13 protein-coding genes and 1 riboswitch are annotated in these 12,583 nt (G+C 59.1%); of the genes, 9 read left to right on the top strand and 4 right to left on the bottom strand.

Annotation, left to right across the window (positions count from 1 at the left end):
* The first annotated feature begins 21 nt into the window (after positions 1–21).
* From BMZ43_RS15875 to BMZ43_RS15850, 6 genes are all read left to right on the top strand, one after another.
* Entirely contained in the window at positions 22–675 is a 654-nt protein-coding gene (locus BMZ43_RS15875) for a DsbA family protein (protein WP_058788591.1), read from the top strand.
* Between the two features lie 802 nt (positions 676–1,477).
* Positions 1,478–1,915: a TIGR03757 family integrating conjugative element protein gene (locus BMZ43_RS15870; RefSeq protein WP_081320765.1), complete on the top strand. Its 438-nt coding sequence runs from the start codon at positions 1,478–1,480 to the stop codon at positions 1,913–1,915.
* The gene (locus BMZ43_RS15865) at positions 1,912–2,859 is read left to right on the top strand and encodes a TIGR03756 family integrating conjugative element protein (RefSeq protein WP_058788592.1); all 948 of its coding nucleotides are present in this window, start codon (positions 1,912–1,914) and stop codon (positions 2,857–2,859) included. The genes BMZ43_RS15870 and BMZ43_RS15865 overlap by 4 nt, the downstream gene beginning before the upstream one ends.
* Positions 2,860–2,876: 17 nt before the next feature.
* Positions 2,877–4,250 (top strand): integrating conjugative element protein, encoded by a 1,374-nt coding sequence (locus BMZ43_RS15860; protein ID WP_093254859.1) that lies wholly within the window; start codon positions 2,877–2,879, stop codon positions 4,248–4,250.
* Positions 4,251–4,252: 2 nt separating this feature from the next.
* Entirely contained in the window at positions 4,253–4,615 is a 363-nt protein-coding gene (locus BMZ43_RS15855) for a hypothetical protein (protein ID WP_143075265.1), read from the top strand.
* Between the two features lie 9 nt (positions 4,616–4,624).
* On the top strand, positions 4,625–6,181 hold the full coding sequence (locus BMZ43_RS15850) for a conjugal transfer protein TraG N-terminal domain-containing protein (RefSeq protein ID WP_058788595.1): 1,557 nt from the start codon (positions 4,625–4,627) through the stop codon (positions 6,179–6,181).
* A 39-nt stretch (positions 6,182–6,220) separates the two neighbouring features.
* Here the strand turns inward: BMZ43_RS15850 and BMZ43_RS27435 are convergent, their stop codons facing one another.
* Positions 6,221–6,565, bottom strand: a complete 345-nt coding sequence (locus BMZ43_RS27435) for a DUF3742 family protein (RefSeq protein ID WP_193756757.1) — start codon at positions 6,563–6,565, stop codon at positions 6,221–6,223.
* 261 nt (positions 6,566–6,826) lie between these two features.
* On the opposite strand from BMZ43_RS27435, the gene BMZ43_RS15840 reads away from it, so the two are divergent.
* From BMZ43_RS15840 to BMZ43_RS15830, 3 genes are all read left to right on the top strand, one after another.
* Positions 6,827–8,197, top strand: coding sequence for an IS3 family transposase (locus BMZ43_RS15840; protein WP_081320768.1), 1,371 nt, complete (start codon positions 6,827–6,829; stop codon positions 8,195–8,197).
* A 151-nt stretch (positions 8,198–8,348) separates the two neighbouring features.
* Positions 8,349–8,409, top strand: a riboswitch (Fluoride riboswitch).
* 107 nt (positions 8,410–8,516) lie between these two features.
* Positions 8,517–8,900, top strand: a complete 384-nt coding sequence (gene crcB / locus BMZ43_RS15835) for a fluoride efflux transporter CrcB (RefSeq protein ID WP_027597932.1) — start codon at positions 8,517–8,519, stop codon at positions 8,898–8,900.
* Positions 8,901–8,910: 10 nt separating this feature from the next.
* Positions 8,911–9,261: a DUF190 domain-containing protein gene (locus tag BMZ43_RS15830; protein ID WP_027597933.1), complete on the top strand. Its 351-nt coding sequence runs from the start codon at positions 8,911–8,913 to the stop codon at positions 9,259–9,261.
* 165 nt (positions 9,262–9,426) lie between these two features.
* Here BMZ43_RS15830 and BMZ43_RS15825 read toward each other — a convergent pair whose 3' ends face one another.
* From BMZ43_RS15825 to BMZ43_RS15815, 3 genes are all read right to left on the bottom strand, one after another.
* Positions 9,427–10,590, bottom strand: a complete 1,164-nt coding sequence (locus BMZ43_RS15825) for a TDT family transporter (protein ID WP_027597934.1) — start codon at positions 10,588–10,590, stop codon at positions 9,427–9,429.
* Between the two features lie 129 nt (positions 10,591–10,719).
* A complete protein-coding gene (locus tag BMZ43_RS15820) occupies positions 10,720–11,094 on the bottom strand; it encodes a COG4315 family predicted lipoprotein (protein ID WP_027597935.1) in 375 nt (124 codons plus the stop codon).
* Positions 11,095–11,119: 25 nt separating this feature from the next.
* Positions 11,120–12,580 (bottom strand): YncE family protein, encoded by a 1,461-nt coding sequence (locus BMZ43_RS15815; protein ID WP_037007585.1) that lies wholly within the window; start codon positions 12,578–12,580, stop codon positions 11,120–11,122.
* Positions 12,581–12,583: the final 3 nt, after the last annotated feature.

Here is a 12,583-nt window from a genome sequence, read left to right as displayed (position 1 = left end):
ATATCTCGGCAACCAGCAGCAATGGCACTCATACTGCTGGCCGTGTTGCTCTATGTCCTATGGCACCTCTTTGGATGGCTCGCAGCAGTGGAGCCACGAGTTACTCCTGAGCCGCCGACGTTCATCTATGGGAATGCCAAAGCCCGCTTCACGCTGATCGAGTACGGCGACCTGGAATGCCCTTACTGCAAGGAAGCCTACCCGCAGGTCAAGCAGCTAATTGATCGGCACGAAGCGCTGAGCTGGCAGTGGCATCACCTGCCGCTGCCCGTGCACGGCGAAGCAGCGCAGCAGGAAGCACGCCTTGTCACCTGCGCCGGCTGGCTGGGCGGTAATCCGGTGTTCTGGCGGGCGGTCGAAGCGGTCTACCAGCACAGCCGCGGCAACGGTACCGGCCTGGCAGTGCCGATCGAACAGCTCGGCCTGCAACCAGCCGTATCGCTGCAGCACCTGCAGGCGTGCATCCAGGACAATACGACCGTGCGGCGGGTAGTGGCTGAGCAGACCGCAACCGCAGCGCAGAAGCGGATCGATGCCACCCCTACCTTCGAGCTCCGGGACAACCGGTCTGGTCGTACGATTCGGCTTTCGGCTCTGCTGGACGATGCCGGCATGCTATCGGCTATGGACTGGTTGGCGAGTCAGGGAGATGCGGATGCGCAGCAGCGCCAATGACATCCCCTCTTGGCTGGCCAGCCTTTCCGATCGGACCCTAAGGCGGCTCAACAGCCGCCTCACCTATTTGCTACGAGTGATCGACGCCGAGCTACACCGCCGCGACACCACCGTGAGATCCCAACGCTGCTCGGAGCTTTCCCATAAGCGACCAAAGCAATTGTCTCAAGAATCCGAATCTACACGTCTCTAGCTAGGTTAATGATGGCCGCGTGACCTTGCCCCAGAGGACCGTGATACAGATCAATACTTCCTTCATGCTCCAAAATCGCGCAAACGTAGGAGCGCCAGGAGTCATTCCAATGCCAACCAGCACTTGGATTGGGAATCGCTCGATTTATCAACGAATAAAGGCTTTGGCTCGGTGGATTGGCAAAGGGGCCCTGCCCCGTCAATCTGAAGGTATTGTTCGAAACCGCCCGAATCTCTGTCAGCAATGCCTGCCACTCAACGGAGCTCAGCAAGACATTATCAGGAGTCAACTGAGCTCGACCCACACTAGCGTCAATATGAACGCCATCAGGAGTTCGGCGATATTGGAATATACCGGTCTGTGCACCGCCGTGAGCGCCTAACGTCTGTAGCACCTTCATAGCATCCCTTCCTTTTCTGGTAGTACGTCATGTCCTGATGGGGAGACTAGCATTACTACTTACTATGAGAGCTAGCCACTAGCTATCAGCGGCAATGATCCGCCGTCTAACGGTACTGCAACCGTTTGGCATGTAGATATGGTTTCCCGCTGACCCAGTCCTCCTGATCGCGTTTCCTGTACCAGCCACCTCTCTGCCTGGTACCGCGCATGCCCATCTCTCCTCCTACCGTCTCAGCAGGCCTGAAAGCACGCCTGCTGGGCTTTGCCCTGGCCACATGCTGTTCCCCCTTCGCCACAGCGGATGTGCTGGCCGTCTCTGACGCCGCTCACCCGCTCGTCAACAGCGCCGGCGCCCGGGTTGTGCTCCTGGATGCCCCGGATCGCCTTGAGCAGCAACTCTCCGAAGGCCTGCCGGCGGATCCGCGACAGGCCGTAGCCATCATGCAGCAGCGGATGCGTTCGGCCTCCGCGCAGCAGCTGGGGCGGGAACTTGCCAGGGCGCACCAGGACGTGGCCGATGCCTGGAGCCTGGGTGTGGCCAAGCTGCCGGCCGTCGTGGTGGATCGTCAGTATGTGGTCTATGGCCAGCCTGACGTGGCGGCCGCCGTGGCCAGCATTGAGCGCTACCGGAGCAGTGGACGATGAGTCGGCCTGTGCAGCGTCTACGGCGCCTTGCCCTGGCGATCCCGCTGGCCACCAGCCTGCAGGCTACCGCGGCGGTCACCACCGCGACCATCGTGTCGTCCTCGCTCTCGCCCGACTGCCTCGAATACAAGGTGGTCGGCATCTGCTACTGGCTGTTCTGCACCCCCTACGGCTGCAAGGTGAAGACCTCGGCCAAGGTACGACACTTCGTGCCCGATGCGGTGGTATCCAGCTACGCCAATACCGGCGAGAACCCGTGGACGGAGATGGCCTCTTTCAGCCCCGTTAGCAGTGTCGCCGCCGGCGGCAACGATCCGGGCGACAGCGCGACCCAGGCCAACACTACGATCAGCGCCCGCTTCAAGAACACCGATGTCATCGGTCACCCGGGCGGCTACGCCTTCGCCCAGTTCGCCAGCGGCTCTGGCTACGTCTGCAAGGGCGCCGGTACCGCCTACATGCCCTATTTGCTGAGCAACTACGACTACCTGGCCTGGCGGTACGGCATCCCCGAGTCCGTCTACCCGGAGGCCCTCATCCCGGGCAAGCGTGAAGTGGGCGGCACCTTGTCCGGTGACTTGTGGGGCAACGTCTATCCGCGCAGCGGCTTCCTGCATCAGCCCGACGACTACAAGGCCGCGGCGGTCATGGCCCAACGCGCCGGCGACGTGGTCACGCGCTCTGGCCAGATCCACGTCTACCAGTCGCTGCTGGCCCAACCCGAAGACGGCTACTGGCCCGCTGGCGAGCTGCTCGAGGGCGATGCCACCACCGGCAAGTGGCAGGAGCTCACGCCGACGCTGAGCCAGAGCTGCGCCGCATTTCCCAACCCGGGCCCACACGTCCAGGACGCCGTGGGCGCCTATGCCTGGGCGCTGTGGCGCCCCTACAGCTGCTGCAAGCGTGAAGGCCAGGTCTTCCTCGGCAGCACCGACTTTCAATGATCAGGGAGCCGTCGATCATGAGCACCACTCGCCTCACCCTGCTGGCCAGCACTTGCTTGGCCGGCCTTCTTCTCGGCAGCGCTGTCCAGGCGACCGAGCCCTACCGTGTGCAGTCCCAGGGCAGCGTCATCGGCGACGACGTGCTCTACAGCATCGGCGGTGGCAATGCCGTGTCGATGGGCAGCGTCGGCAACATGGACAGCATCCAAATTGGCGGTGGCTGGAACACCAACCTGATCTGCGGAAACATGAGCCTCACCAACACACTGCAGAACCAGCTCAACGGGGCTACTCAGGGCTTCCAGACCATCATGAGCTCGGTGCTGCAGAACGCCACCGGCGCCGTTGCTTCCCTACCCGGCCTGATCCTGCAGCGCGCCAACCCCGGCCTGTACAACCTCATCACCAACGGCATTGGCCAGGCGCGCCTGGACTTCGATCGCTCGAAGGGCACCTGCCGCGCGATCGCCGACAAGATGCTCGATGTCGCCGGTGGCCAGGTCGGCTGGAACAAGCTTGCCGAGGGTGAGGCAATGAAGTCGGCCGCCGCCGGCACCACTGATGCCGTCGCCGCGATCAACCAGGTCGAGCAGAAGAGCGGGAATGAGGGCGTAACCTGGGTCGGCGGGAGCAAAGCCGGGGGCAGTAGCCAGCAGCCCATCAAGGTGGTCAGCGACGTCACCAAGGCGGGTTACAACCTGCTCAGTGGCCGCTCGCCCACTGCCACCGGCTCGATCCCGGCCAGCAGCTGCAACGGCGGCCTCGTCTGCAGCACCTGGTCGTCGCCGCAGGAGGCCGCGACCTTCGCTACCCGCGTCTTGGGCGAGCAACAGCAGCAGACCTGCGATAACTGCCAGAAGACCGTGACCCAGGCCGGGGTGGGGCTCACCCCGCTGATTCAGGAGACCTACGACTTCAAGCTCAAGGCGGTGAATGCACTGATCGCCGGCACCCAGCCGATGACCGCTGAGAACCTGGCCGCGGCCGGCAGCAACTCCATCCCGATCACCCGCGGCATCATCGAGTCGCTGCGCACCGAGCAAGACCAGGACGTGCTGGCGAAGCGGCTCGTGTCCGAGGTCTCCCTGGCCGATGTCATCGAGAAGGCGCTGTCGCTGGTGCGTACCCTGGCCGCCGGCCGCCAAGAGCCTAACGTCGCCGCCAACCAGGTCGCCCAGACGCAGGTCGACCAGAACGCCGCCAACCTGCAGGCCGAGATCCAGAACCTCAAGACCGAGCTGGACATGCGCCGAGAGCTGGCCGGCAACTCGCCGACCACCATCCTGCAGCGCGCCTCGATCCGCAAGGACGCCTCCAAAGGCATCTTCCAGGGCGATCCGCTGCCGAACCGGCTTGATCGCACCGAGAACCCGGCGAAGAAAGGCGAATGACCATGACGACATCCTCGTGGACTCAGCGCGTTCGAACCGGACTCCGGATCGGCCAGCGCGGCCTTCGTCTGACCTGGTCGTTGCTCTGGCCCTTCCTGCTGGCGGTAGCTATCGCCCTGGGCTTCGTGATTGTGACGGCCTGGGGCTTCGGCGACCTGCAGAGCTACCGCCAGTGGCAGGCCAATCACCATACCCACTTCCTGGTGTGGCGGCTGTGCCTGTACGCCGGACTGATCTGCTGCTGGTGGCCGGTGAGACGCCGGCTGATAGCCATGACCGATGAGCGTGGCCGCATCTATCGCTGCGAAGCGCTGGCTCTGGCGGTCATCGGCTTATTTGAACTGCGCAACGCCGGCGTGCTGTAGGAGATTGCCATGCAGCTCTATACCAACGACTACCTCGAGTACTACCTGACCCTCGTGGGCTGGATCATCAACAGCGGCATATGGGAGATGATCGGCGGGACCGGTCTGTTTGCCGCGCCGTTCGCCGCCATCATCATCCAGGAGTGGCTGCGCGCCCGCGGCGAGGGCCAGGACGAAGGCAACAAGGGGGCTTTGAGCCTGGCGCGCATCGAGAACCGGTTCTTCGTGGCCCTGGTCGTCATCATGCTCGGCCTGATGCCGCTCCCGAATGCGAACGTCAGCTTCTCGACCATCCAGTACGACCAGACCCGCTCCAAGCAATGCCAGGTCGACCTGCCCAAGCCGGACGGAACGGGCTGGGGGACGTCGTTCAGCACCCTGAACGGCAAGAGCGCCCAGGTGCCGGTCTGGTGGATGGTGGTCCACGCCCTGTCGAAGGGCATGGCGGCCGGCGCTGTGGCCAGCATTCCCTGTGGTCAGGATCTGCAGCAGCTCCGCATGGAGGTCAACGCCGAGCGGATCGACAATCCCCTCCTCGCCCAGGAGGTCGCCGACTTCACCAACGACTGCTACGCCCGGGCTCGTGCCAAGCTATTCATGACCCAGCCCACCCTGACCGACAAGCAGTACCTGGACGTCAGCTGGATCGGCTCGAAGTACTTCCTCAATACCAGCGGCTACTACAGCGACGGCAGCTCGGGCTTCCGCTCCCATACCCCGCGTACGGCATGGCCCTACGATGCTACCCGGGACGCGGGCCTGGCACAGACCACGGGCGGCGGTGGCTATCCCACCTGCACCCAGTGGTGGTCGGACGGCTCTAAGGGCCTCAGAGCACGACTGCTGGCACAGGTTGAGCCGGACATCCTGACCAAGCTGGCTAAGTGGGCAAGCTTCATGTCTCAGGACGAGGTGAATGACTCAGTGATTCGGGACCTGGTGTCCCCGAAGAAGCAAACGCTGACGCAGGGGCAGGTATACGGGGACTACGGCGGCCAGATCGGCAGCTCGCTGTATAACGACGCCGCCAGGGTCACTGCAGGTCTTGGACAGGCGGTAGGGTCACTCGCTTACTTCCCGGCAATGGATAGCGTCCGGCAGGCCGCACCGATGGTGATGGCCTTTCTCAAGATGGCCTTCATCATCTGCATCCCCATCGTGCTGGTACTGGGGACTTATGACCTCAAGGTAGCGATGACCCTTACATTCGCCCAGTTCGCGCTTATATTCGTGGATTTCTGGCTGCAACTAGCGAGGTGGGTCGACAGCACCATCATGGACGCGCTGTATGGCACCGGGATCTACAAGGTGAATAACACCGCGCCCCATGCGAACTTCGATCCCATCATCGGCCTGAGCAACATGCAGGGCGACATGCTGCTGAACTACGTAATGGGCGCGATGTTTTTGATCTTGCCGGCGTTTTGGATGACAGCTATGACGTGGACCGGCTTCAAGGTGGGAGGACTAGCTGACGGTCTGACCAAAGGTACACAGGACGCTAAGGCATCCAGTCAGAAGGGAGCGGATGTAGCTCAAAAAGTAGCTGCAAATGGCGCAAAGTGAGGACGAATTAGGAGAATAGATCTATGAAAGGTAGGCGGATCAAGAGATCCGTCTACCACTCACTTCGCAGTAATAACCATGTCCTTCAGTACCGTCTCGGTAAACGTGGGAACTGAACAGCTCAGTAGTGCCAGCTGGTAATTTGGAAAAGGCCAATCCAACGCCGATGACAAGCAACGCCGGAAGTAGAAGGTATAGTGAGGTGTAGGCCATGAAAGCTATGGCAAGCGCCCTAACTATCCAACGCAGGGCACCAATCACAGAAATTGGCAGACCTGTCTTTTTAGCTACTCGCCAGACAGCAGCCTCTGCAATGAGAACAGCAGACAGCAAGCGTCCTATAGCGTTACCGATTTGCGCAGGGATAGCGTTGGAAGTGGCCATTACTTCAAGACCCCTCACGGACATGTAGTGGTGGAATGACATCATTTATACGCCCCCACCTCATAGCCTGCAACAGCTATTTTGTGCTAAGCCTCACTGTATTTCGCATTTATTGGCTTATAAAACAAAGGGTTAATGGCCAAATGGGCTGGAGCAAAGGACGGAATGGAAGGGGGCTTTAAGGGTAAAAGCCCTACCAGAAAGGGCTCCGCCGTTGGTGAAATGACCCCCGAAAGTTGGACGCTGCCTTGAAGGCGTACCATGCCCAAGTACTCTCTAGCGTTCAAATTGAAGATCGTCGCTCAGTACCAAAAGGGCGATTGCAGCTACGGCCACCTCGCTAGGGTGCATGACGTCAGCGTGGTGCAGGTAAAAGGATGGATTGGCGCCTATGCCAATCACGGAAAAGCGGCTCTACAAAAGCGTTATCGTTATCACAGCATCGATTTCAAGATCGAGGTGGTGCGACAGATCGTCGAAGGCCTATCAATCCGACGGGCTAGTGAGCGATTTAGTCTCAATCGCTCCCAAATGCAGCGCTGGGTCGATGCGTGGCAGAGGTATGGTATCGAGGGGTTGGCCAGCAAACGCAGAGGTGACTCCTTGCCCCTTCTTCCCGTTCCAGATCCATCCGCTTTCAAGCCCCACATCGCAAACCCAGTCCGAGAGCTGGAAAAGCAGGTTGCCTATCTGCAGGTCAAAAACGCCTTTCTGCGCAAAGCCATGAGCTTGGGTCTCAAGGACAGTGACCTGGACAATCAGCAGAAAGCACTTATCGTGCAGGAGTTGCGGTCACGATATCCACTTGATGCGCTTCTTCAGGGAGCATGTCTTCCTCGAAGCAGCTTCTACTACCACCTCAAGGTCACTCGCCAACCAGACAAACAAGGTGCCCGCAAAGAGAGCATCCGGACGATGTTCGCGCATCATCGGGGTCGCTATGGCTATCGCCGCATCACGCAGGCGCTACGCAATCAGGGGCAGCAGATCAATCACAAGGCAGTACAGCGGCTGATGGGCGAAATGTCGTTAAAGTGCACGCTGCGACGCCGTCGCTATCGTCCATTCACAGGGCCGGAGTCCTGCGTGGCGCCTAACCTGCTGGAACGCCGCTTTACCGCACCGCAGCCCAATCAGCGGTGGGCGACTGACATAACGGAGTTTCGTGTCAATCAAAACCGGCTATACCTGTCACCGATTCTTGACCTCTTCAATAAGGAAATTGTGGCTTTCGAGATAAGTGAGCGCCCATCGTTCGAGATGGTCTTACGTATGTTGAAAGACGGATTGAAGACCCTTCGGCCTCATGAGAAACCGCTCATCCATTCCGATCAAGGCTGGCACTATCAATACCCTGCCTACCAACAGCTGATCCGTCAGCATGGACTGACTCAGAGTATGTCAAGGCGAGCCAATTGCCTCGACAATGCGGCAATGGAAAGCTTTTTTGCAGTACTAAAATCTGAGCTTTTCCACTGCAACAGGTTCTCAAGCGTAGAGGAGCTGGCAGTAGCAATTCGGGCCTATATCGACTACTACAATAAGGAGCGAATCAAATTGGCACTGGGTGGGCGCAGTCCAGCTGAATATCGTCTGGCAATAGAGAAAGCTGTGAATACCTGTGACGAATAGGACGTTTGCCTCATAGCTACCGCAGAGTCGATCGGTTTCTAGACCCTCGGCGTTTGAGGAGTGCAGGCATGCTCCGGGTCTCAATAAGCAGTGGCAGGCATGTCGGCTTCAAGAACGAGCCATCTTCAAAGTCATCTGCTGCGCTGCTATGATCCGCTAAGGAGATGGCATTCCTCCTCAAACCGCCTCGTGCTGATGATGCCTACGTAACCCCTTGGCAGGGTGCGTAGGTGCGCCCTGTCTTTTTCGAGGACAGCGCTATGCACCGACCATATCCCTCCCCGGCCCCTAGTCTTCCATTCCCCTTGGGAGACGTTCCATGCTGAAGCCGCTCATAGCCATCGCACTCGGTGCGACCTTGGGTGCCTGGCTCCGTTGGATACTGGGCTTGAAGCTAAATGCCTGGTTCCCGTCGCTCCCGCCTGGGACGGTCGTTGCGAATCTTGTAGGTGGCTACATCATCGGAATGGCCGTAGCCATCTTCGCTGCTTGGCCCGGGATTGCGCCTGAATGGCGGCTGTTTCTGATCACCGGATTTTGCGGCGGCTTAACCACCTTCTCGACGTTTTCTGCTGAGACACTGATGCTAATCCAGCAAGGAAGGCTGCTCATGGCGCTGACTGCAATCAGCGTTCATGTCGTGGGGTCCCTGTGCATGACAGCCCTGGGTATCTTGACCATCAACCTGCTGCACCCACGCTAAAGGCAATAGCATGAACGACTATCTCGTTACGTTCTATACCGAACAAAATCGTCGCCATGAACATCAGCAGATTGGAGATTGGCTTCTGGATCTTGCTAAAGAGCTTCACCTAAGTGGCGCAACGTTGTCAGTGGCGGCTGAAGGCTTTGGCCAAGATGGAAAACGCCACTCCGCTCATTTTTTTGAGCTTGCCGATCAGCCCATCCAGGTAACGATGGCGCTGACTCAAATTCAACACGACATGCTGTTTCAACGCCTCGAATCGGAAGACTTGGCACTGTTCTACATCAAGACGCCTGCCGAGATTGGCACGGTAGGACGCCACCGCCCTTCCCAAGAGACAGAGTCATCCTCGTCCTGAGCTGACGCACCTTTGAATCGGTTAAGGCGGCCGCGGTAACCAACGGCATCAAGGGATGGCTTTCACTGAGCCCCATTTGCGGACTCATCAGCTCACTCGTCGTAGAGAGTGGGCTGATGGTCCTAGCTTGGTAGCGTTGCTCAGCGAGGCGCCACCTAATCGACCTCATTTGCGTGGTTGCAGATGAGCAATGCAAGGCGAGACGAACAGCGTCCCGCGGTAGGCACCGGCTAGGGTGCGTCCCGCGACCACCGCCCACAGAGCAGTCAAGGCGACGACCAAAAAGGCACCGAAGACGGTAAGGAAACCTGACCCAAGCGTGCTTCCCAAACGTAGCGTCGTGACGGCATAGACGCCCAGTGGAAAAGTAAAACCCCACCATCCCAGGTTGAAAGGGATGCCGTGGCGCGCGTACTTCAGCGTGATCAGTATGGCAAGGCTCATCCACCACAAGCCGAGTCCCCATAGTAGGATCCCGCCAATTACGCCTAGCCCCTGCGCGACGGCGCCAATTCCGGCCATACCGTGAGCAGCGAAGATGACCGGCGCGTCGCTGCCCATCACGAGCAGACCCAACGCACCTGTACCAATGGGGCCAAGCGATAACCAGCTCGATGCAGCCATGTTCTCGTGAGGCAGCTTGTGCAGTGCCATCCGCAATAGCAGGATCACGAGGACACTTAGGGCGACAGGTACCGAATAGGCCCAAAGCACATAGCTGGTCACCAGCACGGTGAATTGGTGCCCGCCATCGGCTAGGTGCGGTGCCAACAGCCCGCCACTGGCAGCGGCCACTTCGGCGGCTACCACAGGTAGCAACCATACCGCCGTCATTTGATCGATGCTGTGCTGCTGACGAGTAAACATCAGGTACGGAATCGCTACTCCGCAAACCAGTGCCATGGCCGCATCGACCCACCAAAGTCCGGTGGCAATCGTGACAGCCACCTCACCCCATCGTGGCAGCCCAAAGATCAGCATCCCGTTGATGATTGTTGCCAACCCCATCGGAATGGTGCCGAAGAACATCGATACGGTGGAGTGGGCAAAAATTTGCTTGGCTTCGTTGTAGAACAAGATCCAGCGAGCGGCATACAAGCCGCTGAATAGAACGAAAAGCAAGATGTTGAACAGCCACAGTCCTTCGGCGATCAGACGCAAGCCGGGTACCGACGCGGGAAAACTCGCTAAGGCGATTGCCAAAATACCGGTGCCCATCGTTGCCGCAAACCAGTTGGGGGTGAACTGGCGAACGACTTCGAGCGGCTGCTTGAGCTGGCTGAGCGGCTTGCCGCCAGTGCGCAGGGCTATAGCATCCTTTAATGTCATGAGGTGAGCTCCGCTGAGGAATGCAAACAGTCTAGCCCGGCTCGATTATCTGAAAAATTGAATATGATATAAAAAGTAATCTACTAAATAGATAAGCAGTCCCCGCTGTCCGCAGGGACTGCTCCACGATCAAGGCTTCGCGACGTGCCAGACTTGATTGACACCTTCACCGGTCGTTTCACCGGGCTTGCTGTCCTTTACCCAGGTATAGAGTGGCTGCCCCTTATAGGCCCATTGCTGGCTACCATCCTCACGCTGTACTACGGTATAGCCGTCACCGCTCTTGGCCCCTGCCGGTGCCATCAGCGGCGGCCAGTTCTTGGCGCACGGGCCGTTGCAGGCGGACTTACCCTCGCTGTCCTTGGTGAAGGTGTAAAGCGTCATACCCTTTTCATCCACAAGCACCTTACCCAAGGTGGTGTCGCCAACCTTGGCGGGCGTGGCCGCCACGGCCAGCCCTGTCATGGAGAAAATGGCAGTGGCAATCAACACTTGTCTGAGCATGCTGGACCTCGATGGTTATTGGTTATTAGTATTTCGATTGGAGCACTTGCACTTGCACGGGAGCACCTGGCGCATCGGCTGCACCAGGTGCGATGACGAGGTAGCGCTGTTCATCCGCCTGGGATTGCTGAACCAGTTGGCGTATCGGTCCTACCGCATTCACGATAGCTGCGCCGGCGGGATTGGTTTGAAAAGCGGCGAGAGACTCAAGAGCGCCGCTACCGTCTGCATGACGAGCCAACGCTAGTACATAGGGCTGCTTGGCCACCAGGCCCGTAACCGAGGCCTGCAGGACCTGAGTCAAGCCCTGGTCGAAAAGTGTCACCTGAGTGGTATGACGTTCGTGTTGACCCGGCGGAGCCAGGGCGATCTGAATACTCTTGGCGGCGCTCCCTAACGGCTTAAGATTTGCCAGCCCAGCGCCCTGGGTAGCGGCGCGGGGAACGTAGACCAAAGCCTGGGGCGCCTGCCCCACGGGTACAGTGGTTTCAACGCTATTGGTCAGCGTATTGATGACGGCCACACTGTCAGCATTCTCTAGTCCCACGTACAACCGCGTGCCATCTCCTGACGGCCAGAGACCGTGGGGCAAAGCGCCAACAGGAATGCTGGCGACTTGGCTGAAATCATCGGTTCGGAAGACCTTGACTCGATTTTCTCCGCCTACCGTTACATAGGCGAAGCTTCCGCGGGCATTGCGAACCAAGTTGACGTGATTAGTGATCGCGCCAGTATCAAGCGTCTTAATCAAGCTGAACGGCGGTTTGGCTGCGAACACCTGGGTCTTACCGACATCTTTTAGGGTGAGCCAGACCTGTTGGCCATCTGCAGACGCAGCGATGTTGGGGCAGAAGGGACTCGCCTGAGCGACGCGGCCAACAATTCGATGCTCGGCAACCGAAACCACTACGGTTTCCGGAGTGAACGAGGAGCAGACGTAGCCATAGCGGCCATCAGGGGAGAAGATCTGCATGCCAGGGCCTGGCGGTACGCCAATTCGCGTCTTCTCTTTGAAAGTCACCGGGTCGATCACGGCGATATAGTCCTCGCCCCGTACCGTGACCCAGAGCTCTTTGCCGTCAGGGGTGAAAAAGGCTTCATGAGGCGCGCGACCCAGATAGGTTTTACCCTTCACCTGGTTGTTGGCGGTGTCGATGAAGGACACGGAGTTCGAGCCTATCGCTACGACGGCCAAGGTTCGCCCATCTGGCGAAAATCCCAAGCCATGCACCAGTAGCTCGCCCTTGTACAAAGGACTCAAGTTCTTGGGTTGGCTGTCGCCTAGGGTGATGACGCCGAGCAATTTTTCCGTGCTGGGATCAATCACCGATACCGTGTTGGAGAACTGCTCCGCCGTATACACACGGTCTTGGGAACTAATCGTGATGTCCGGTTGTGCAGCAGCACGCGGAACTTGACCGGCTGAAGCGGTGCAGGAGATTACTAACAACACAGCGGCGAGCGGGGTGAGCGACAATCGAGGCATGAG

This window comes from Pseudomonas sp. Snoq117.2, from assembly GCF_900110545.1.
GTDB lineage: Bacteria > Pseudomonadota > Gammaproteobacteria > Pseudomonadales > Pseudomonadaceae > Chryseomonas > Chryseomonas benzopyrenica.
Note: the sequence above shows the minus strand (reverse complement) of the source record. Positions and strands in the feature narration are given on the sequence as shown.